Here is a 21455-nt window from a genome sequence, read left to right as displayed (position 1 = left end):
GTTACGGCAATAATCGGTTACTTTTGGCGGGCAAAGCTGCTGGTTCCAAGGTAATGCGAATACTCGGTAATACATGATGAATTGCTAAGCCATAGCCCGCTGTTGTGTTTTTGCGCCCCGGTTCGCCGGGGTTTTTTATATGCGATTTGCGCCTCTGTTGTTCCTCACGCACAATGCCCCTGCTACATCAGCCGCAATTAATCCGATCATTATTTTCTCGCCAGGGGCGGCGCTGCGAATTGGGAATTCTTATGACACAAGCATTGCGAGCGGCGGCCAGTCGCCTGGAAAACTGGATCAAAAATGATGCCCTGCCACTGTGGTTGGCGCGTGGCATTGAACCTCAAACCAAGGCCAACTATGAGCGGTTAACGCCCGCCGGTGTACCTGACCTGACGTGTAGCACCCGTGTGCGGGTGCAAGCGCGGCAGGCGTTTTTCTTTGCGGCTGCCTATCACCGTGGCTGGTGTGCAGAAGGCAAAACCGTTGCTAAAAACCTGCTCGATTTTGTCCATAAAACCGCTGCGCACCCAACGGCAGGTGGCGGCTACACCCATTTGCTGAGTAGCGAATGGAAAGTTATCGATACCAAGCAAGATCTGTATGACCATGCCTTTTTCCTGTTGGCTAACGCCTGGTGCTATCGCGCCTTGGGTGAAAAAGCCTATCTGGATGAGGCCGACAGGCTGATCGCTCATCTGGATGCGCGTTTCGGCTCTGCAGTAGGCGGGTGGATTGAAGGTGATTACGACTACGCCTGCCGCCGCCAAAATCCCCATATGCATCTGTTTGAAGCTTTTCTCGCGCTTTATGATGCCAGCGGCGATGCGAAGTATCTGGCGCGCGTAGGGGAGTTGTTTGCCTTGTTTCAGGCGCATTTTTTCGATGCGCAACACGGTGTGCTGTTTGAGTTTTTTGACGAAAACTGGGCGCGCCTGCCCAATGCCAAAGGCGATACGGTTGAGCCTGGCCATATGATGGAATGGATCTGGCTGCTGGATTGGTATCACCGCCGCACCGGCCGTCCGGTTGCTCATTACACCAAAGCGCTGTACGCGCGCGGTCTGGAAATCGGCATGGATAAATCCGGATTGCTGTTTGATGCTGTGTCCTACACCGGCGAAGCGATTGACCGCAACAAGCGCTGTTGGGGAATCACTGAGCTGATCAAGGCCAGTTTGGTGCAGATCCGCGCGGGCAATCCACAGGCTGAAGCGATTGCGGTAAAAGCGGTAGATGATCTATTCACCTATTACCTGTGTGCGTCCACGCCCGGTTCTTATGTGGATCAACGCGGTGCCAATGACGAAGTGGTTGTGGATGTTGCGCCCGCCAGTACCCTGTACCATCTGATTGTGGCGGCGATGGAGCTGCAGGATCACTTTGAACTGACTGCCCAGTAAATTCAGGTGTGTCATTGGAGTGGGGGGAGCCCGGAAACAGGCTCCCCTCTATTCTTATCCTTGTACCCTGTCGTTTTATCCGTGTGCCTGATTAGTCTTACCGATTTGCATAAACAAAAAAATTTTCATCAAAAAAGTTTATATAGTTAAAAAGTCTACTATGCTATTTTTGGCGCAGAAAATGGTATTAGCAAACCATTGCAAATGGATGCGCCACTCCCTAGAGTTTTGCTGCCATGCTTCAGCGTTTTGGCACACATCCTACCGAGACTGTAACTGCCAACGGACGCCAGAGGCGCATAATAATGACTGTCAGCAATACGTATATCGACCGCGTTATCGCTAGCCTCTCGCATGTGGCAGAAATTTCTTATCGTCGAATTTTTAACGGCATTGGTATTTATTATCACGGCGTCCAGTTTGCCATTGTGGTCAATGATCACCTGTATTTCCGCGCCGACGAGTACTCCCGCCCGCTCTACCTGCAAAAATCCATGAAGGCTTTCCAGCCGCGGGCAAGTGTTCAGGTAGAGTCCTGTTTTTTTGAGTTGCCCGATGAGGTGCTCAACGCGCCCGCAGAATTGCGTCACTGGCTGAGAATCGCGGTTGAAGCTGCACAGACTGGCGATTACCGCGATGATGAAACCACCGTCGAAACACCGATTCGTCATATGCGCCAACGCGCCTGAGTGAAACTACCCAGGCGCTGCATGCCGTTTTCAGTCGCTTTAATGCGCAAATTCCCAAAGCTGGGCTAGGCTCAAGGGATATTCTCTTGAGGGCTGTACAATGGGTATCCGTATCCTGGTGGTGGATGACGCTACCTTTATCCGCGATATGATCAAAAAACAATTGCGCGATAAAATTTCCGGTGTCGAGATCATCGATGCACCCGATGGTGCGCGGGCATTGGCACAAATGAAAAACCAATCGGTTGATCTCATCCTGTCGGATTGGGAAATGCCTAATATGACCGGTGCGGAGTTGCTGACGTCTGTGCGCGCCATGCCCAATGCTGGCAATGTCCCTTTCATCATGATTTCCAGCCGCGGTGATCGCAACCATATCGTCAAGGCGATAGAGCTGGGCGTATCAGATTATTTGACCAAACCTTTTTCGGCTGAAGAGTTGCTGAAAAAAGTGTTCAAGCAGTTAAAAATCATTGGCAAAACCCCCGCCCAGCGCGCCAGTGGCGGTAGCACCCAAGGAATCGCGTTTGCCTCGGTGGACGTGCTTACCGGTGGTGCGGCGCCGGTTGCGGCCAGACCTGTGGCCGCCAATCCTTTCGCCAACAACAGTGCCAGTGCCCTTGGGGCAAAACCGGCGATCAAAGCGGTGGAAACACCGGTTAAAAGTGCCAAGGGCAAGGCGCAATTGCGCTTTGCCAACAATCGCACCTTTGCCTGTGTGATCCGCGAGATGTCCCTGCAACTCATAAGTTGCTTAATGCAGCGGGCAGATGAATTGCCCGGCCTGTTTGAGCAAGCAGTGGTTGATATAGAAACGGGTGATGGCAATAACCTGGCGCGGGTGAATGGCTATGTTCACAGCATCCAGGCCGGGGAGAATCGCCCCGACACTAATGTAGTCAAAATTGTTATCCGTTTTGTGGATAACGATGCTGAAAAATTTGAGACCCTTTCCAAGTACATCGCCCAGATGTAAACCTGCAAAGCCCGGTGAGCTGACTATACTGAGTCCATATTTCTTTGTTTCCAGCCGATTTTCTGTTCCAGTCTATTTCTTGTTCCAGTGTGTGGATTTCAGGGGTATCGGCTGGCGCTGACCGGACTCGCAGGTTGTGTTGCCCATGATGTCGAATAATCGTTGTTACGCCTTCCTTTTGGCACTGGTATTGACCAGTGCTGCCTCCTTCACCCAGGCCGATGTTGAGCACCGGCTCTCCGGTTTTGCCACGCTTGGCCTTGCACTCAGCGATAACCCTGAACTGGTGTTCCGGCGCGATGTCACCAAAGATGATGGTGCCTACGACAATAGCGGCAGCTGGAAAAGTGACTCGCTGGTCGGCCTGCAATGGCAGGCGGATTGGTCGCCCGAGTGGGGCACTATGGTGCAGCTGGTTGGAAAAGACCGTTTCAATAATGGCCTTGGCGAGTCGGTTGAATGGGCGTTTTTGCGCTATCGCCCGGTAGATGGTTTGGATCTGCGCTTGGGGCGCTTGGGGGCGGATGTGTTTATGCTCTCCGAGTATCGCCAGGTAGGTTACGCCATTCCCTGGGTGCGCCCGCCTCATGACCTGTATGGCATTACGTCGCTCTACCACCTTGATGGCGCAGACATCAGCAAGCGCATAACGCTGGGCGACGCCATGCTCAACATCAAAGCCTTTTACGGTAATTCCGACGAAGAATACCCTACGGGGTTTAATGATGGACAAAGCCTCAATGTCGATTTTGATGTTTACGGAGCCAGTACCAGTCTTGAGTGGAATTACTGGAAGCTGCGCTACACCTATGCCCGTGTGCAGTTGAACAGCGATTACACCAAAACCCTGCGCGATGGGCTGCAATCTTTGGCACCCTGGTGGCCTGGCTCTGCCATTTACAGCGCTCTGCTGGAAACCGAAAACAAAGAGTTCGATTACAACCAGATAGGCCTTAATTACGACAATAACGATTGGTGGGTGCAGGGCGAATACGTGCGTCTGGGGTCAGAGCTCACACTGGTCGCTGCAGGTCAGCACGCCTACCTCAGTACGGGCAAACGTTTTGGTGATCTGGGTATTTACCTGCTTGCGGGCTATGCCGAACCTGAAAACGCGCGCATCACCGTAATGCGCCCGGGAATTGCATTTTCCGGCCCAATCGACCAGCAAATTGATTTGTTGGCTCGGGCAACCGAGCGCACCCTGAATGGCGTGCGCATCAAACAGCGCAGCTATGGCATAGGCGCACGCTGGGATTTCACACCCAAAATGGCGCTGAAGTTCCAACTGGAGCAAATCAATGTCGATAAAACCGGCACCAATCTTTGGTTGCGCACTGACAATACCCAGCCAATTCTTGAAAACCAGAAGCCGGTTGTCACCAGCCTTGCGTGGGATGTGCTCTTCTAATGGCCAGAGTGATGTTGTTAATTGTCGCGCTGATGCTCAGCGGCCAGCTCCAGGCGCAAATACTGGTGATCGTCAACGCAAAAAATCCGGTGGCAACGCTGGAGAAAAAACAAATCGTGGATTTGTTTATGGGGCGCGTGTCGGTTTTCCCCAATAAACAGCCAGCGCAAACACTGGATTTAAAAGCAGGCACACCACTGCGCGCCGGATTTTACAAATACCTCACGGGCAAAAATGAAGCCCAGGTTGATGCCTACTGGGCGACTTTGGTATTTGCCGGGCGCATGTCGCCACCCCGGCAAGTGACCAATGAAAAAGAATTGATTAAAGAAGTAGCCACTAATCCGGCAGCGATTGCTTATGTGAGTAAGCAGCCGCTACCGGCGAATGTCAAAGTGGTGATGGAACTGGCATTGGACGAATGAATATCAACAGTTTGCATATCAAAGTTTCACTGAGCGTTGCGGCAGCAGCACTGTTTGTAGTGATTGTGTCATCGCAATTTTTTTATCAGCGCAGTTACGAAAATTCATTCAGTGACAGTGAGCGTTCAGTGCAGCAATTGTTGGAAACCGTACAAGCCACGGCAGCCATTGCCGCGTATGTTGGCAACCGCGAATTGGCGCAGCAGGTGGTGTCTGGTTTAACCCAAAACGATATTGTGGTCGGTGCAAAAATAACGGCCAACAATGAAGTCATTGGCCAAAACGGAAAAACGGCAGACAGTAAAAAGAATCCATTGATTGCCATTGTGCTGCACGCCCCGTTTGACGAAAAAGAAATTGTCGGTGAGCTGGCGGTTGCGCCCAATATTCCACTGATTGCACTGCGCGCACGCGATTCGGCAATGGCAACCGCCATGGGACTCGCTGCACAAGCGGCAGTGGTTGCGCTTCTGGTGCTGATCCTGGTGTATTGGATGATGACGCGGCCACTCTCGCACCTGTCCGGTCGCTTGCACCGCATTACGCCTGGCGATGGCAGCCGGCTCGATGTCCACAGCCTGCATCGCGGCGATGAAATTGGCCTGCTTGCGGGCGACATCAACGCGCTCTTGCACACGGTTGAAAAAATGCTGGAAGAAGAACGGCAGTTGCGTCATCGCGATGAATTATTGGAGACGCGTTTTCGCGGTATTTTTGAGGACAGCAGCGCCGGGATTTTTTTGGTGCGCGATCAGGGTACGCTGGTCACTGCCAATCCGGCGTTTTTCCGCCTGACCGGATTAAACGAAAATCATCCGGCGGAACATATTGATGACAACATTATTGCGCGCGTTTTTCTCGATCAGGAACAGGCTGAATCGCTGATTCAACTGGCCTTGGCCAGCGGGCGGCCGCACTCGGCTGATTTGCGTATACGCACCGAAAATAATGAAGGCGTGCGCTGGGCTCATTGCATTTTTTCCCAGGCGGGCAATGCGCAGCAGGGCGCGACTGTGGAGGGGGTAATGTACGATGTTACCCAGCGCAAACGCTCTGAAGACCGCATTCGTGAATTGGCAGAAAAAGATAGCCTTACCGGATTAAGCAACCGTCAGGCGGCAGAAATGGCGCTTGCCGAATTGATGCAACAGGCCCCCAAAAGCGGTTGTGAATTTGCCATCATGATGATCGATCTCGATCGCTTCAAATTTATCAACGATACCTACGGCCACGATGCTGGCGATAAAGTGTTGTACACCGTCGCCCAGCGGCTGCGCAAACTGGTACGTGAATCCGATGTGGTTGCACGCTTGGGCGGCGATGAATTTTTGCTGCTGCTCAATCATGCAGGGAACATTGAAATGGTTGAGCGCATCGCCCGGAAAATACTCGATGCCCAGCAAATTCCGATCGATGTACAGCCGGGGGTGCTGGAGAAGGTCGGGATGAGTATCGGGATTGCGCTCTACCCCGACCACGGCGACAACCCGCTGAGCCTGCGTAAACATGCCGACCAGGCCATGTACGCGGTCAAACGCCAGGGTAAGAATAACTATGCAATCTACCGCCCGGAGGGGCTATCCGCTGTCGGGGAAGAGGCTGCGGAATAGCAGTAAAATGTAAACGTTTACATTTTTTATTGCCGCTAAAATGAAACGTTTACACGTGTTTTCACTGATTATTTAGGATTTAATTTCTACAAAAATCCATTTTTAAGCAAAATAATCCTGCGCGGCTATTGCCCGATTTCATTCCCCTGTGTAGCATTTTCACTATCAGAACTGCCCCTGTTGCCTCAAAAGCAGCCGGGGTGTTTTTTCTTACTTGAGTTATTCACCATGAAACAACGCAAACCCATTGTGATCGCCAACTGGAAACTGAATGGCGGTTTGGATCTGATCTGCACCTCGGTGGCCTCCTTTATTGGGAAGCACTTTGCAGCGCAAATTGCCATCTGTCCGCCCTATTTGTATATGCGCGACATGATGACCTTTTTGCAGTATTCCGAGCTGCAGATCGGCAGCCAGAACGTGAGCCGCTACGAATCCGGTGCCTATACCGGTGAGACCTCTGCGCAAATGCTCAAGCAGGCGGGTTGCTCGCTGTGTTTGATTGGTCACTCGGAACGTCGCGCCATGTTTGCCGAGAATAATGAAGGTTGCCAAATCAAAGTGCGCACTGCGTTGAATCACGGTCTATTGCCGGTGCTCTGCGTCGGTGAAAATCGGCAGCAGCGCGAGGCCAATATCACCGAGCAAGTTCTGCGTGAACAATTGCGCGGTGGTCTTACTGATATTGATTTGACCGGCAAGGATTTATGTATCGCCTACGAACCGGTCTGGGCGATTGGCACTGGCCTTGCCGCAACACCGGCAATCGCGCAGGAGGTGCATCAATTTATCCGCGCGGAACTCGCGCAAATTTTTGATCAGGCCACTGCAAACCGTGTGCGTATTCTCTACGGTGGCAGCGTCACCAAAAGCAATGCGCAGGATTTATTGCAGCAAGCGGATATCGATGGCCTTCTGGTCGGCGGTGCCAGTTTGGACCCGGGGCATTTTGTGGCGATTTGCGAACAGGCATCAGAAATCGCAGGGTGATGTATAGAAAATGTTGTTAACGTCACTCCCGCGTGCGGAAGTCCAGTTTTTGATACAGATAAAAAACAAGTTGCTACTCCAATAGAAAAATCAAAAAAGAAAAACTAAAAAAATCCAATCGGCGAATAACTCGGTCATCACAAAAATCAACCACGACACAGGATTTTATGATGAACAGTCTCGCTAACCTTGTTGCCCCCGGTGTTGCCACTGGCGATGCGGTAAAAACCTTATTCAATGCCGCCAAAGCGGGCGGCTTTGCTTATCCTGCAGTGAACGCAGCCAACACCAATACCATTAACGCTACGCTCGAAGCAGCGCGCAAAGTGAACTCGCCAGTGATTGTGCAATTGTCGCAAGGCGGTTCTGGGTTTTTTATCGGTAAAAGCATCAAGCTCGATGGCCAGGGCAGTTCTATTCTCGGTTCGATCGCGGCGGCTCATTATGTCCACACTGTTGCGGCTGCCTATGGTGTACCGGTGATTTTGCACACCGACCACGCCGCCAAAAAATTATTGTCCTGGATCGACGGTTTACTCGATGCCAGCGAAAAACATTTTGCACAAACCGGCGCGCCGTTATTCAGCTCGCACATGATTGATTTATCGGAAGAATCGCTGCAGGAAAATATCGAAATCTCGGCGCACTATCTCGCGCGCATGAGCAAGCTTGGCATTACGCTTGAAATTGAATTGGGCTGCACCGGCGGCGAAGAAGATGGTGTCGATAACAGCCATCTGGATAATTCCGCGCTCTACACCCAGCCGCAGGATGTTGCCTACGCCTATGAAAAATTGCGCCCGATCAGCGACAAATTTACCATCGCAGCTTCCTTCGGTAATGTGCATGGCGTTTATAAGCCTGGCAATGTCAAACTCACGCCCGAAATTTTGCGCAACTCGCAAACCTACGTGAGTGAAAAATTCGGTGTGCCATACAACAGCCTCGATTTTGTTTTTCACGGCGGTTCAGGTTCCGAGGCGGACGATATTGCGCAATCCATCCGCTACGGTGTGGTAAAAATGAATATCGATACCGACACCCAGTGGGCGTTTTGGGAAGGCACTATGGATTACTACAAAGCCAATGCCGATTATTTACAGGGCCAGATAGGCAACCCCGAGGGCGATGAAAAGCCCAACAAAAAATTTTACGATCCGCGCGTCTGGTTGCGTCAAAGTGAAGAGTACATGGTGAAACGCCTTGAACAATCCTTTGCCGATTTAAATTGTCTTAATCGCTATATTTGATTTAGCTGCATCCCGTGTCGTCATGCCCGCAAGCGGGCATTCATAACATCAGTGGATGAAAAAGTTGTTATAGAGAGATGGGTAATTGCATGAAAAATCTATTCAGTGTATTGCGTAGTGACGATGTGGCCGATGACCTTGTGCGGGTGATCGAAACCATTATCGATGCGAGCAAAGAAATTGCTTTCCGTGTGCGCCAGGGAGCGCTTGCCGGTGTGCTGGGCTCAACGCAGGATGAAAATATCCAGGGCGAAACGCAAAAACAATTGGATGTGATTTCCAACCAATTGTTAAAAGATTTGCTACTCGCCAATAGTGTTGTCGCTGCTATCGCATCGGAAGAGGAAGACACCGTTGTGGCTGGCAGTGCAGCAGGAAAATATCTGGTGGCTTTTGATCCGCTCGATGGTTCATCCAACATTGATATCAACGGCCAGATTGGAACTATTTTCAGCATTTATCGCGCGCTGGATTTAATTCCGCACAACAGTGAATTGCAATTTCTCCAGCAGGGGGCACAACAGGTCTGCGCCGGTTATGTGCTCTACGGCCCATCAACCCTGCTGGTGATCACCACTGGCAAGGGTACGCGCTGTTTTACGTTGGATTCCACCCAAGGCAATTTTTTATTGACGGCGGATCACATTCGCATCGCGCAGGACACGCAAGAATTTGCCATCAACATGAGCAACGCGCGTTTCTGGAATGACAATATGCGCAGCTATATTGATGATCTGATTCTGGGTGAAACCGGCGCGCGAGGCAAACGTTACAACATGCGCTGGAACGCAGCCATGGTGGGCGATGTGCACCGCGTAATTACGCGCGGCGGAATATTTTTATACCCGTCCGATAATCGCAACGCCAAACAGCCAGCAAAGTTGCGCTTGTTGTATGAAGCGAATCCCGTGGCGATGTTAATTGAAAATGCCGGTGGCAAAGCCTGCAGCGAAACGCAGCGGATTTTGGATATCCAACCCACGCAATTGCATGAACGTGTTGCGGTAATTTTAGGTTCAGCAAATGAAGTGAGTGAGTGTTTGGGTTATTTGCAATAGCCTTCTCGTCTGGCTAATCGGGTGCTGGCAATAACGGCAGCCACTCTCTACTATGGTGCGGACAACTGTGTTCAACAGGAAGAACCACCATGCAACCAACAGACCCTTCAGATCGCGCCCCATTGCTTGAATTGATTGAGCGGGGCGCGCTTTCACCAGAGCAAATTCCGGCAGCACTTGAATTGACCGGGCTTTATCCTGACCGCCTGCGGTGGCGACATTTCATTGAACAGCTATTGCTGTGGCTGGGCGCTCTTGCGCTGGTATTTTCCCTGCTGTTTTTTATTGCCTACAACTGGGACAACCTTGGCCGCTTTGCAAAATTTGCGATGGTCGAGGTATTTGTCGCAGCGAGTGTTGCTGGATATTGCAAATGGCAACGGCATCCGGTGTTGGGCAAATTATCGTTATGTATGGCGAGTATCGGCCTGGGTATTTTGCTTGCACTTTTCGGCCAGACGTACCAAACCGGAGCCGATCCCTGGCAATTATTTTTTAATTGGGCGCTGCTGATTCTGCCGTGGACATTGCTCGCGCGTTTTCCCTCGCTGTGGATTGTGTGGCTGGTGTTGTTGAATTTATCGGCCATTCTGTATTTCAAAACCTTTCGCAATACCTTCAGCTTTTTATTTCATTCCGATCTCGCGCTGATATGGATTTTATTTTTCTTTAATGCGATTGCGTTGGCCTGTTGGGAAGTGCTCGCTAAAACATTAGCGTGGCTACGTACTGCCTGGGCGACACGGATAATTGCAGTAGCAGCGGGAGTTGCTGCAACATGCTTGGCGTTTTACGGCATTTTTGAACGCGATGCCAATGTGATTATCCATTTTGCGGCGTGGCTTGTTTATGTGGCCGCCCTACTGGGTTACTACCGTTATCAGCGGCCCGATTTATTTATGCTCGCCGGTGCGTGTTTATCGGTGATTGCAGTTGTTATTGCACTTATGACCGACAATTTATTCAGCACCTTGGATGATGGCAGCGGTTTATTGTTAATTGCCTTAACGATTATCGGATTAAGTACCGCGGCCGCTATGTGGTTGCGCAAAGTACACAAGGAGTTGGATCTATGAGCCGCACACAACAAATACTCTGGCAAACATTACAGCAGGCAGGTGTAGTTCAAGGCGATATGCCCGCAAAAAATAAAGACGCATCGCCTTGGTATATCAAGGTGTTGCTAGGAGTATCCGGCTGGTTAGCCGCGTTATTTCTGATGGGGTTCATCGGTCTTTCGCTATCGGATTTATGGCGCGAGTTTTCCACTGCACTGGTGGTTGGTGTGCTGATGATCGGCATTGCGTGCGTCATTTTTCACAGCGCAAAAAATGAATTTACAGAACATCTTGCCTTGGCGATCAGTCTCGCTGGTCAGGGTTTGAGTATTTTTGCGCTGTTCGGGCTTATCCATAACGACAGTCTGGTCTTGTTATTAATAGGTCTTTCCCAGTTGTTGTTAGTGGTGTTAATGCCCAGTTATTTGCACCGCATTTTTTCCGGTTTTTGTGCAGCCGTAGCGTTTTATATTGCGATGATGTCGCTGGGTTTTCCATTTGTATTTGGCAGCGTTTTATTGTTGGTAACGGTTTGGGTGTGGCTGAATGAATTTCATTATCCAAGTTATTTTTCACTTATGCAGCCGGTTGCTTATGGGTTGATATTTGCGCTCTTGATCATTAATGGAACCAATTGGTTTTCCAGCGATTTATGGGATTGGCGTTACGATGTCAGCCACAGCGTTGTGCAACCCTGGATGGCTGAAGTGCTAAGCGGTATGGTTGTACTCTGGATGGTCGCACAATTATTGCGTAGGCATTTTCATTCACTGGGTGAAAAAATATCTGTCGCGGTTTTTGCTGGCACCTTGTTGTTATGCCTTGTCTCGTTAGAGGCGAGGGGAATCACTGTGGGCATGGCCGTGTTGTTATTGGGGTTTGCAAACAGTAACCGCATCCTGATGGGGCTCGGTGTTATATCGCTGCTCGCTTACCTTTCTACCTATTACTATTGTCTAGATACGACGCTGCTGCAGAAATCGTTTTCTTTATTATTGATTGGTGTGGTGTTATTAGTTTTGCGCTGGGTGCTGGTGACATTTTTTCCTGTGCAGGAGGGCGAATAATATGTCTAAGGTCATCGCAGTTGCTGCACTGGTAGTGGTACTCGGTTTAGTAAATTGGTCAATTATTGAAAAAGAAAAGCACCTTGCTCAAGGTGATATTGTGTATTTGGAATTGGCTCCGGTTGATCCACGCTCATTGATACAAGGTGATTACATGGCGTTGGAATTTCGTGTGGCGCAGCAGATTTACGATGCGTTGCCCAAGTCAGATAAATATCGCGGTTGGAACCGCAATGCTGATGCAGGCGATGGTTTTGTTGTCGTTAAGCTGGATGCAGAGCGCCGTGCGGACTTTGTGCGGATTTACACTGGCGGTGTGCTGGATAAGAACGAAATCAAAATGCAATACCGTGTGCGAAACGGCGCAGTTAAATTTGCAACTAACGCTTTCTTTTTTCAGGAGGGGCATGCGCAGTCTTACGAGGCTGCGCGCTACGGACAATTCCGCGTCAATACACGCGGAGAAGTGTTATTAGCGGGTATGTTCGATAAAGACCTCAAGCACATCACCGGCCAATAAATTTGATATTAATGACTGCGCACAAACTTCACCACTTTTGCCGCCGTCATGACTTTGTTTGCCAATGCATTTTGTTGTTCAGCGCCCTCAGCTAAACGCGCAATCGCGATATCCGTTTCATTAATTCCCGTTACTAATTTAATCAAGCGGCTGCGCATCGCGAGTGCGCGGTTGCTTTCATCCTGTGCGCTGGTGTTGATGTGCTGCGCTATATCATTGGCATCGGCCACGGCGTGTTGTACGTGGGCGAGCGATTCCTGTGTCGCATTGGTTTCTTGTAAACAAGCCTGCGCTGTTTTTTGTTCCGCTTCCAATCCTTCTGAAATTTGCAGTACGGTTGTGCGTAAGTGATCAATCATTTTATTGATTTCACCCGTCGCTTTTTGTGTGTCAAATGAAAGCCGGCGCACTTCTTCTGCCACCACTGCAAAACCGCGCCCGTGCTCGCCTGCTCGCGCTGCCTCAATGGCGGCATTGAGTGCGAGCAAATTGGTTTGCTCGGCAACACTGTGGATGGTATCCAGCACCGAGCCAATGTTATCTGTTGCGGTGCGTAATTCCCCTAGTGTTGAACAGGAGTCGCCCACTTGTTCTGCCAATGTTTGCATTTGTATTGCGACACGGGTTGCGCGCGATTTTCCATCGCTCGCCGCCAGCATCGCCTGATTGATTTTTTGCGTAACGGCGTCCAGACGATGGGTAATGTCGCTCATGGATTTCACCACTGCTTCGGTTTCAGCGCCAACATGGTTCATCTCGTTGCGCTGGCGCGCTGTTTCATCGCGGCACTGGCGAGTAGTCGTGACATTTTCCAATGCGCCTTGCAAACTTTGCTCGCTGGAGCTGTTGACCTGATGCATCACTGAATTTAATTCGCTGAATAAATAATTCAGTGAGCGGCCTATATCGCCCAGTTCATCGTTGCGCTGCACTGCAAATTGGCTGGCGAGATTTTTTTCCTGTGCTGCGGCTTTAATTGTTTGCGCCAGTTGTTTTAACGGATTGCCAATAAATTGTGCAAACACGTAAGCAAATCCGGCTGCAATAATCGATAACACCAGGCACGCAATAATCACGCTGCGCCACACGGTAAATTCCAAATGATCAAGCGAAGAAAATACTTCTTCAGGTGATTGCTGGGCAATTAATGCAAATGATTGGTTGTGGATCTGCAATGGTTGCCAGCTGCTGACTACGGTTTGTTGGCGATAATCCTGTTGTTCACCAACGCCGCGTTTGCCTTCAAGTGCTTGGTTAACAGGAAAGGTGTTGATGGTGCGATAGTCACTGGTTTGTGTTTCAGATTGTTCCTGTTCAGCGCGCAACCCGGTAATTAATGAATGCCGGGAATCGACAAGATAAATATCGCCAGTATTGCCCAAGCCAAGTGTTTGCCAGCGTTGGTTGGCGCTAATGATATTGGTAAGCCGCGCTGCCGGAATTTCTGCAATTAAAAAACCAATCGCTTTGGTCGGGCTTTGCACATCGTGAAAAACCGGTACGCCCAAATAAACCAGGTGCTCGCCAAAACGCCATTGGTTGTGATGGAACTCTGACAGGAGCAATTGGTTGCCATCGGCATTTTGTAATTGTTGGGCGATTTTTGCCAAAGGTGATTCTGAAAACGGCCCATCTTTCAATGAGCTGCCCAGCACCGGTGTTTTGGCAACGGAATAAATAACGGCGAGACTTTGGCTGTCTACCAAGAGTAAATCGCTAAAACCAAAACGATTAACCAAATCGCGAAAACTGCTTTGGTAGCGGCGGTGTTGTTGCCCATAGATAGTTGCATCGGCTGCATCATCCATTAAATCCAATTGCCCCATAGGCTGCGAATTTTGTTGCAGATAATGATGTTGGATTAATAAAGTTTCCAATGAAAATTGTTGCACCCATTGTGACGTGTCGGGTGCAGCCGTGCGGTTGCTTTGCCGGTCATAGGGTAAATAGGTTTGCTGATACCACTGGGTTAACTGGCTGCGCAGTTCTTCGATGGGTAGCGGGCTTACCTCATAGCGATAGGATGCAAATGGCCGCACTAATGCGAATACTGCTTCCTGTGTCATGCGCCCGTGGGATAGCGACAATAACAAATCCGAGTAGCTGGTAAATTGTGATTGGATTGCCTGGGCGCGGCTTTCTGCCAGTGCCTGAAATTGTTGTTCCAGATTTTGCGACAGCGCCTGCTTGGATTCTTTAAGTGCTAACCAACTGGTAGTGCCAGCCGCTAACACCACAGCAATGCCAGTTATTGCAATGGCGCCTAACATTAAACGTGCAGAAATTTTCATAATAATACATTGCCTGATTAATCACTGGGCAATGTAGGTTTTGTCGATGACATTTTTATTACAGATGTCGCGGTTTGAATTTTATTGGTTATTTTTCCCAATAAAATAATTGGTTTGCCTTGCTCTAGTGTGATCCGGGTATATTAAATTTTAAATCGCGTGTTTTTGGTAATGACATGGCGATAGCCTCATCCTTGAGTTCGCTGCTTAATGTGTTGGATTCCAATCGCCCAAAATTTTATCGCGCGAATAGCGTTTCGCTTCTTCATTGGTTAATTGGCGGCGCTTGTGATTAATTGTTGCACCGGGACCGTGACTATTAAATTCAAAAAAGCGTGAGTCTTCGGGTAAGAACACCATTTTACTGCCGTCTTTTGCGGTGCCGCTCATGGAATACCAACCATTTGTAGTGATGTGCGCATCCATCCAGCTATTAATAAATACTGCTTTGCCAATTGCATTGGGGTCAGCGTAGCGTCCGTCGGCAAATTGGGTAGTGGGGTGCCAGGGGCGGCCGAGCGGTACGGAATTATCCGGTACGGATGCTGCGCGGGTGAGTGTGCAATCGATAAAGGTTAAGCCGAATTCATCCGCAATATTGGTCGAAGGCGCAACCAGAAACGCATGAGGATTCGCCGGTTTGCCACGCCCGGTGGTGTGAATGTCTGACTGGGTAAAAAGTGCATTGCCACGCCCGAAAATAAAATCGATATTGCCTGCAATAAAAACCTGATCAAACCAACTGCGCCCGGCGTTCACAAATAAGGTGTCCTGATTGCCCAGCAAACGGACATGGCGCGCGAGAAAGCGATCGCTGCCGTTATCCAAATGCAATGCAACGGCTTGGGCATTGGCAATACGGTTTGGATCATTGTCAGCTAGTGCATCGTTGCCGATAAAATCAAAACTGTTTTCAATTGTGATGTGGTGAAGTTGTATATCCGCTGCGCGAATAATTAATGTGCCGGAACCTGAGGTGCCCCAAATTTGCCCTTTGGTTGCGCCTATATCAGTGGATTGTTGCCCGGCGTAAGCATCGTAATACAGGCGGGTGTTATTTTTATTTTCTCCGATCAAATGAATGTTGGGTTTTGCGATAACGATTTTTTCATAGTAATCGCCTGAGGTAATAAAAATTCGATAGGGTTTTATGGAGTTGTTGGGTGCAGCATCCAGCGCAGCCTGAATACTAGTGAAGTGATGAGCTGTCGATTTTGCAGAGCGATCCACCCATGCATCGTAAGTAGATGTGGGTTGATTGGCACAACCGAACATAATTAATGTTGTGAGAAAAATCCAACTGATTCCGGGTAGCTGCCTGGCAATCATCAATGTAGCTCCACTGGGCAAGAATGTGTAATTGATTTGAATTTGTCGCATCCCAGACAGAGCTTGGGAACGGGAAATAATAATCGCGAGTCGTCATCCTCGCGAAGCGGGGATCCATTTTTGCAAGCTGGATCCCCACGAATGAGTGCGACGTTAGGAAATGTTATTGAAAAGCGTCCTTAATAGAATTGAATACACCTTTGCTATAAAAACGCTCCAACCACTGTGTCGTTGTTGCAACAAAGCGCGCTTCATTAATTAAATCGCTGCCAAATACTTTTTGAATTCCCACAACCGCTTTTACCATGCCTGCAGGGTTACCTTGATTGGCATCGCAGGCGGCACGCAATTCTTTTGCAAGCGGATCGGACACTTCAATCGCATTGCCTTGTTCATCCACACCGGATACATAGCGAATCCAGGCGGCAACGCCCAAACATAAAATATCGATGTTGCCATTGCCTGCTAATTGTTCGCGCAGGGTTTCCAATAAGCGCTGTGGCAATTTTTGCGAGCCATCCATAGCGATCTGCCAGGTGCGATGCTTGAGTGCTTTATTGGAGAAGCGGTCGCGCAATTGTTGTTTGTAAGCTTCAATGTCAAAACCTGCAGGCGCACTGATGGTTTCACCGGCTTCGCGCGCCATGTAAGTTTTTACCAAATTGACGAACGCAGGTTGCTCCATCACTTCACTGATATATTGGAAGCCGGAGAGATAACCGGTGTAGGCCATGGTGGAGTGAGCGCCATTTAATAAACGCAGTTTTATTTTTTCAAAAACACGTACATCGTCAACCAGAAGTACGCCAACTTTTTCCCATGCCGGGCGGCCATCGGCAAATTTATCTTCTACAACCCACTGCGAAAAAGGTTCGCACACCACCATGCCTTCATCGCGCACGGGTTCACCGTTAATGCTCAAACGCGCTTCAATATCGCGGCGGTCATCATCGGTTGTAGCAGGAACAATACGGTCAATCATGGTGCTGGGAAAAGTGGCATTGGATTTAATCCAGCCAGCGAATGCCGGTGAAATTTTTTGCGCAAACTGCAGCACGACTTTTTCCAGCACTTCACCGTTATTGGGCAGGTTATCGCAACTCAATACAGTGAATGCTTTTTGATTGTTTTCAAAACGCTGTTTTAATGCGGCAACAATAAAACCAATTGCAGAAACCGGTTTGTCCAGATGTTGTAAATCATGAATGATGTCGGGGTGGTTTTCGTTCAGGTTTCCACTTGCAGGGTCGTGGCAGTAACCTTTTTCAGTCACGGTGAGCGATACAATTTTAATATTCGGTTGCGCCATGGTTGCAACCAATGCAGCCGGATTTTCCGGGCCGACCAAAGTGTCGGTTACGGCGCCGATAATTTGTAATTTTTCGCCATCGCCCGAGCGTTCAACCAATGTGTATAAACAATCTTGCGGGACTAGTTGATCGCGCACACTGGGTGAGCGCAGGCTACTACCGATAATGCCCCAATCACCGCCAAACTGGTTTAATACCGCTTCTGTATAAAAAGCTTGGTGTGCGCGGTGGAATGCACCTATGCCCAAGTGCACAATGCCGGGCACCAAGTGCGCGCGATCATACTTTGGTAAGGCAACGTCTTTGGGTAACTGTGACAAACTATTGTTGTTTAAACGACTCATTATAAAAATCCAGCAAGGTTAATGGCGGTCAATAAAAAAACGCGAAAATAAAAAATGTAAAAAAATAAACCTGTATGTTCGGTGCTTATCAAATATAAAAACAGCACTGAAAAAAATATTCTTTCTGCAATAAAAATAACCTGATTTCCAATCAGGAAAAATCAATTTGTTTTTTTAAACAACTTCATTTTAATTGCACAAATTTCTAGGGTTGATAATTAACAAGTGATATAGTTACCGGGTTAATTATTGCGCTGTTTAAAACGTGCATCGAATTACCCAACAAGCACTGCACACGTAATTTATAAATATTCATTTGTATATCTGTGGACAATTAACATGGCACACATAGCAGCAATTGGCGAAGTCATGGTGGAGCTTTCTCCTTTCCCGACTGCCGACAGCAACGGCCGCGAAACGATGGCACTTTCTTTCGCTGGCGATACCTACAACACATCCGTTTATATGACGCGTTTGGGGTTGCAGACTGATTACGTCACCCAATTGGGCGATGACCCTTACAGCGCGCAAATCATGCAACGTATGGCCAATGAAAATATCGGCACCGGCATGATCAAACAAGTTCCCGGGCGTTCACCGGGGTTGTACATCATCCGCAACCGTCCGGACGGCGAGCGCGAATTTTTCTATTGGCGTAAAGAAGCGCCCGCACGCGAATTGTTCCAATCGCAAGAAGCCGCTGACCAACTTTGCCAAAAGCTGATGCATTGCGACTGCGTTTATCTGAGCGGTATTACGCTTGCGATCATCGGCGAGAAGTCGCGCGAGTTTTTGTATAACGCCTTGCACAAACTGCGTCAGCAAGGTGTGATCGTTGCATTCGACAGCAACTATCGCCCGCGTTTGTGGCGCGATAAAAACGAAGCGCAACAAGCCATGCTCGCGATCATGGAATACACCGACATTGCTTTGCTCACGCTGGACGACGAACAACTCCTGTGGGGCGATGACAGCATCGAAGGTTGCAAACAACGCTATGCGGCATACCGTCTGCATGAGCTGGTATTAAAGCGTGGAGCGGATGATGCGGTGATCATTACGCCCGATGCTGAAATTCGTGTACCTGTTCCACCGGTGCAAGCTGTTATTGATACTACCGGTGCGGGCGATACATTTAACGCTGGCTATCTCGCCGGGCGTTTGCAGAAAAAATCCATTGAGGATTCTGCCAAACAAGGTATTCGCTGCGCCGGTATTATCATTCGCCATCGCGGTGCAATTATTGATAAAGCTGTTTTTGATAAAGAACTTGGCGCATAGGCCGGTTGTGACATTTCATTCTCGTGCTCGGGGAAATGGATCCCCGCTGCGCGAGGATGACGACTTCCATCTTAAGTAGATTTCTGCAATTAACGTATTATCTCTTTTAAATTCAGATCGGTTTTTCTTGTAAATTCAGATTGCTCTTGCTTTTAACTTCTTCGTCACTCCCGCTCGCGGGAGTCCAGCTTCTATCGCTAACGATTTTTAGATTTAATGTTATTTACTGCTGACAACGCAGCATTTTATTCCCACGCTTACACAACTGGATTGCCAGCCCCCAAGGGTCGCGCATCATCACCAGATGTGATCCATCTTTAATATGCACTTCTTCCGCAAAGCTTGCGCCTACCGCTTCCAATTCGGCGCGCTTCTGTTCCGGGTTGTCGCACACAAATGCCAAATGCAATAACAGCGGATTCATATTTTTATAATCCGGCACCTGATCGGGCGGATTATTATAAATTTCAAGCATGACATCGCCGGAATCATCCGCGAGAAAATGTGTGTTAGCGCCGCCATCCTGTTTGCGCACAACGCGCAACCCCATATGGGCAACGTACCATTCGGCCATGGCAATTGGATCGGCAACGTTTACAGCAAAATGTTCAATCTTCATAACGGCTTGCTACTCATTTCTGCGGACAAAAAAATGTTAAGTCGATTAATAAAAAAGAGAGTGCTTTTGAGGGCACTCAATATGACTCCGGAATGCGTATAACGTAAAACAGGTTACCCAAGATTTTTCACAATGGTTTCCACCATTTTTTTTGCATCGCCAAATAACATCATGGTGTTATCGCGATGGAATAATTCGTTTTCCACACCGGAATAGCCCGACGCCATTGAGCGCTTCACAAACAATACGGTGCGCGCTTTTTCCACTTCCAGAATCGGCATACCAAAAATCGGACTTTGCGGATTAGTTTTGGCAGCGGGGTTGGTGACATCATTCGCGCCGATTACAAACGCTACGTCCGCTGTTTGGAATTCATTGTTAATGTCTTCCAGTTCAAATACTTCGTCGTAAGGCACATTCGCTTCGGCGAGCAATACGTTCATATGCCCTGGCATACGGCCAGCGACCGGATGAATCGCGTAACTGATTTTGACTCCGGCTTTTTTTAATTCTTCGCACATTTCACGTAAAGCATGTTGCGCTTGCGCAACGGCCATACCGTAACCGGGCACAATAATTACCGAGCCAGCATTTTTCATAATGAAAGCGGCATCTTCTGCACTGCCCTGTTTTACCGGGCGATCATCGCCACCAGCTGCTGCACCCGCGCTTGATGTATCTGCGCCAAAACCACCGAGAATCACGTTAAAAAACGAGCGGTTCATGCCTTTACACATGATATAGGAGAGGATGGCACCTGACGAGCCGACTAGTGCACCAGTGACGATTAGTGCATCGTTATGCAGCGTAAAACCAATACCTGCGGCAGCCCAACCGGAATAGGAATTGAGCATGGAAACCACCACGGGCATATCCGCACCGCCGATGGGAATAATCAGCAGCACACCAATGACAAATGCGAGCGCCGTCATTCCCCAAAATACCCAGGGCGATTGATCCACACAAAAATAACCAATCAAACCGAGAATCGCCGCGCCGAGAATGGCATTAATAAAATGCTGGCTTGCAAATACAATCGGCTTGCCCGATACCAAACCTTGCAGTTTGGTAAACGCAATGACGGAACCGGAAAATGTAATTGCACCAATGACAACGCCCAGGCCCATTTCAATGCGGCTGGCGATATAAATCTCACCCGCTGCGTTGACAATTCCAAACGCGGTTGGATTGCTAAATGCAGCACCGGCAACCAACACTGCTGCCATACCTACCAAGCTGTGAAAGGCTGCAACCAATTGCGGCATTGCGGTCATGGCAATCTTGCGCGCGATAAAAATACCAATCACGGCACCAATCGCGAGTGCCGCCAAAATCCAGCCATAAGACGTCACTGCCGGGCTGAGCATGGTGGTGACAACGGCGATGGTCATGCCCAACATGCCAAACAAATTACCTTTGCGCGATGATTCGGGTGATGACAAACCGCGCAGCGCCATAATGAATAAAACAGCAGCAACCAAATACGCGAGCGAGGTTAAATTTTCATTGAGTGATGACATGATTATTTCTCCCCTGCTTTATTTTTCTTTTTATACATGGCGAGCATGCGGTGCGTGACCGTAAAGCCACCAAAAATATTGATTGCTGCCAGCACCATCGCGCAAAAGCCCAGTACTTTTGACAGGCTCATGCCCTCGGGGCCGACCGCAATTAATGCTCCGACAATAATCACAGAAGAGATCGCATTAGTCACTGCCATCAATGGGGTGTGCAGTGCGGGCGTTACGCTCCACACAACGTAGTAACCCACAAAAATCGCCAACACAAAAATAGAGAGTTGCGAAACAAAATTGGTTTCCATGA

At 49.1% G+C, this 21455-nt stretch carries 19 protein-coding genes; 13 read left to right on the top strand and 6 right to left on the bottom strand.

All coding sequences use genetic code 11. The features are described 5' to 3' along the window. The first annotated feature begins 251 nt into the window (after positions 1–251). From B2739_RS00885 to B2739_RS00830, 12 genes are all read left to right on the top strand, one after another. Complete coding sequence (locus B2739_RS00885; RefSeq protein ID WP_331343995.1) at positions 252–1403, top strand: AGE family epimerase/isomerase; 1152 nt, start codon at positions 252–254, stop codon at positions 1401–1403. Positions 1404–1708: 305 nt separating this feature from the next. Then, the gene (locus tag B2739_RS00880; protein WP_331343994.1) at positions 1709–2092 is read left to right on the top strand and encodes a TfoX/Sxy family protein; all 384 of its coding nucleotides are present in this window, start codon (positions 1709–1711) and stop codon (positions 2090–2092) included. 100 nt (positions 2093–2192) lie between these two features. Then, entirely contained in the window at positions 2193–3068 is an 876-nt protein-coding gene (locus B2739_RS00875) for a response regulator (protein WP_331343993.1), read from the top strand. A 145-nt stretch (positions 3069–3213) separates the two neighbouring features. Then, complete coding sequence (locus tag B2739_RS00870; protein WP_331343992.1) at positions 3214–4479, top strand: hypothetical protein; 1266 nt, start codon at positions 3214–3216, stop codon at positions 4477–4479. Beyond that, positions 4479–4904, top strand: coding sequence for a hypothetical protein (locus B2739_RS00865; protein WP_331343991.1), 426 nt, complete (start codon positions 4479–4481; stop codon positions 4902–4904). The genes B2739_RS00870 and B2739_RS00865 overlap by 1 nt, the downstream gene beginning before the upstream one ends. After that, positions 4901–6514: a sensor domain-containing diguanylate cyclase gene (locus B2739_RS00860; RefSeq protein WP_331343990.1), complete on the top strand. Its 1614-nt coding sequence runs from the start codon at positions 4901–4903 to the stop codon at positions 6512–6514. The genes B2739_RS00865 and B2739_RS00860 overlap by 4 nt, the downstream gene beginning before the upstream one ends. A gap of 228 nt (positions 6515–6742) precedes the next feature. After that, positions 6743–7504: a triose-phosphate isomerase gene (tpiA, locus tag B2739_RS00855; protein ID WP_331343989.1), complete on the top strand. Its 762-nt coding sequence runs from the start codon at positions 6743–6745 to the stop codon at positions 7502–7504. 170 nt (positions 7505–7674) lie between these two features. Continuing rightward, positions 7675–8754, top strand: coding sequence for a class II fructose-bisphosphate aldolase (gene fbaA, locus B2739_RS00850; protein ID WP_331344240.1), 1080 nt, complete (start codon positions 7675–7677; stop codon positions 8752–8754). Positions 8755–8843: 89 nt separating this feature from the next. After that, on the top strand, positions 8844–9812 hold the full coding sequence (locus B2739_RS00845) for a class 1 fructose-bisphosphatase (RefSeq protein WP_331343988.1): 969 nt from the start codon (positions 8844–8846) through the stop codon (positions 9810–9812). An 89-nt stretch (positions 9813–9901) separates the two neighbouring features. After that, positions 9902–10888: a DUF2157 domain-containing protein gene (locus B2739_RS00840; protein ID WP_331343987.1), complete on the top strand. Its 987-nt coding sequence runs from the start codon at positions 9902–9904 to the stop codon at positions 10886–10888. Further along, on the top strand, positions 10885–11937 hold the full coding sequence (locus B2739_RS00835; protein WP_331343986.1) for a DUF4401 domain-containing protein: 1053 nt from the start codon (positions 10885–10887) through the stop codon (positions 11935–11937). Before B2739_RS00840 ends, B2739_RS00835 begins: the two co-directional genes overlap by 4 nt. A gap of 1 nt (position 11938) precedes the next feature. Then, positions 11939–12457, top strand: coding sequence for a GDYXXLXY domain-containing protein (locus B2739_RS00830; protein WP_331343985.1), 519 nt, complete (start codon positions 11939–11941; stop codon positions 12455–12457). An 8-nt stretch (positions 12458–12465) separates the two neighbouring features. Here B2739_RS00830 and B2739_RS00825 read toward each other — a convergent pair whose 3' ends face one another. From B2739_RS00825 to B2739_RS00815, 3 genes are all read right to left on the bottom strand, one after another. Continuing rightward, positions 12466–14748, bottom strand: a complete 2283-nt coding sequence (locus B2739_RS00825) for a methyl-accepting chemotaxis protein (protein ID WP_331343984.1) — start codon at positions 14746–14748, stop codon at positions 12466–12468. A gap of 207 nt (positions 14749–14955) precedes the next feature. Next, positions 14956–16077: a pectinesterase family protein gene (locus B2739_RS00820; protein WP_331343983.1), complete on the bottom strand. Its 1122-nt coding sequence runs from the start codon at positions 16075–16077 to the stop codon at positions 14956–14958. Between the two features lie 163 nt (positions 16078–16240). Next, complete coding sequence (locus B2739_RS00815; protein WP_331343982.1) at positions 16241–17731, bottom strand: mannitol dehydrogenase family protein; 1491 nt, start codon at positions 17729–17731, stop codon at positions 16241–16243. A gap of 339 nt (positions 17732–18070) precedes the next feature. Here B2739_RS00815 and B2739_RS00810 point away from each other — a divergent pair, with 339 nt between their 5' ends. Further along, a complete protein-coding gene (locus tag B2739_RS00810) occupies positions 18071–19012 on the top strand; it encodes a sugar kinase (protein WP_331343981.1) in 942 nt (313 codons plus the stop codon). Positions 19013–19235: 223 nt separating this feature from the next. Here B2739_RS00810 and B2739_RS00805 read toward each other — a convergent pair whose 3' ends face one another. The 3 genes from B2739_RS00805 to B2739_RS00795 all read right to left on the bottom strand — a co-directional run bounded on the left by B2739_RS00805 (position 19236) and on the right by B2739_RS00795 (position 21453). Continuing rightward, positions 19236–19631 (bottom strand): VOC family protein, encoded by a 396-nt coding sequence (locus B2739_RS00805; RefSeq protein WP_331343980.1) that lies wholly within the window; start codon positions 19629–19631, stop codon positions 19236–19238. 113 nt (positions 19632–19744) lie between these two features. Next, positions 19745–21151, bottom strand: a complete 1407-nt coding sequence (locus B2739_RS00800; RefSeq protein ID WP_331343979.1) for an NAD(P)(+) transhydrogenase (Re/Si-specific) subunit beta — start codon at positions 21149–21151, stop codon at positions 19745–19747. 2 nt (positions 21152–21153) lie between these two features. Next, a complete protein-coding gene (locus tag B2739_RS00795) occupies positions 21154–21453 on the bottom strand; it encodes an NAD(P) transhydrogenase subunit alpha (protein WP_049631086.1) in 300 nt (99 codons plus the stop codon). Between the last annotated feature and the right edge of the window lie 2 nt (positions 21454–21455).

Origin of the sequence: Cellvibrio sp. UBA7661, assembly GCA_002483365.1 — a bacterium.
Taxonomy (GTDB): domain Bacteria; phylum Pseudomonadota; class Gammaproteobacteria; order Pseudomonadales; family Cellvibrionaceae; genus Cellvibrio.
This window is presented reverse-complemented; position numbering and strand designations above follow the sequence as displayed.

What these genes read in the sequence shown, in the direction of transcription:
- B2739_RS00885 (WP_331343995.1), top strand. Translation starts at nt 252, where the DNA reads ATGACACAAGCATTGCGAGCGGCGGCCAGTCGCCTGGAAAACTGGATC.
- B2739_RS00880 (WP_331343994.1), top strand. Translation starts at nt 1,709, where the DNA reads ATGACTGTCAGCAATACGTATATCGACCGCGTTATCGCTAGCCTCTCG.
- B2739_RS00875 (WP_331343993.1), top strand. Translation starts at nt 2,193, where the DNA reads ATGGGTATCCGTATCCTGGTGGTGGATGACGCTACCTTTATCCGCGAT.
- B2739_RS00870 (WP_331343992.1), top strand. Translation starts at nt 3,214, where the DNA reads ATGATGTCGAATAATCGTTGTTACGCCTTCCTTTTGGCACTGGTATTG.
- B2739_RS00865 (WP_331343991.1), top strand. Translation starts at nt 4,479, where the DNA reads ATGGCCAGAGTGATGTTGTTAATTGTCGCGCTGATGCTCAGCGGCCAG.
- B2739_RS00860 (WP_331343990.1), top strand. Translation starts at nt 4,901, where the DNA reads ATGAATATCAACAGTTTGCATATCAAAGTTTCACTGAGCGTTGCGGCA.
- tpiA (WP_331343989.1), top strand. Translation starts at nt 6,743, where the DNA reads ATGAAACAACGCAAACCCATTGTGATCGCCAACTGGAAACTGAATGGC.
- fbaA (WP_331344240.1), top strand. Translation starts at nt 7,675, where the DNA reads ATGAACAGTCTCGCTAACCTTGTTGCCCCCGGTGTTGCCACTGGCGAT.
- B2739_RS00845 (WP_331343988.1), top strand. Translation starts at nt 8,844, where the DNA reads ATGAAAAATCTATTCAGTGTATTGCGTAGTGACGATGTGGCCGATGAC.
- B2739_RS00840 (WP_331343987.1), top strand. Translation starts at nt 9,902, where the DNA reads ATGCAACCAACAGACCCTTCAGATCGCGCCCCATTGCTTGAATTGATT.
- B2739_RS00835 (WP_331343986.1), top strand. Translation starts at nt 10,885, where the DNA reads ATGAGCCGCACACAACAAATACTCTGGCAAACATTACAGCAGGCAGGT.
- B2739_RS00830 (WP_331343985.1), top strand. Translation starts at nt 11,939, where the DNA reads ATGTCTAAGGTCATCGCAGTTGCTGCACTGGTAGTGGTACTCGGTTTA.
- B2739_RS00825 (WP_331343984.1), bottom strand. Translation starts at nt 14,748, where the DNA reads ATGAAAATTTCTGCACGTTTAATGTTAGGCGCCATTGCAATAACTGGC.
- B2739_RS00820 (WP_331343983.1), bottom strand. Translation starts at nt 16,077, where the DNA reads ATGATTGCCAGGCAGCTACCCGGAATCAGTTGGATTTTTCTCACAACA.
- B2739_RS00815 (WP_331343982.1), bottom strand. Translation starts at nt 17,731, where the DNA reads ATGAGTCGTTTAAACAACAATAGTTTGTCACAGTTACCCAAAGACGTT.
- B2739_RS00810 (WP_331343981.1), top strand. Translation starts at nt 18,071, where the DNA reads ATGGCACACATAGCAGCAATTGGCGAAGTCATGGTGGAGCTTTCTCCT.
- B2739_RS00805 (WP_331343980.1), bottom strand. Translation starts at nt 19,631, where the DNA reads ATGAAGATTGAACATTTTGCTGTAAACGTTGCCGATCCAATTGCCATG.
- B2739_RS00800 (WP_331343979.1), bottom strand. Translation starts at nt 21,151, where the DNA reads ATGTCATCACTCAATGAAAATTTAACCTCGCTCGCGTATTTGGTTGCT.
- B2739_RS00795 (WP_049631086.1), bottom strand. Translation starts at nt 21,453, where the DNA reads ATGGAAACCAATTTTGTTTCGCAACTCTCTATTTTTGTGTTGGCGATT.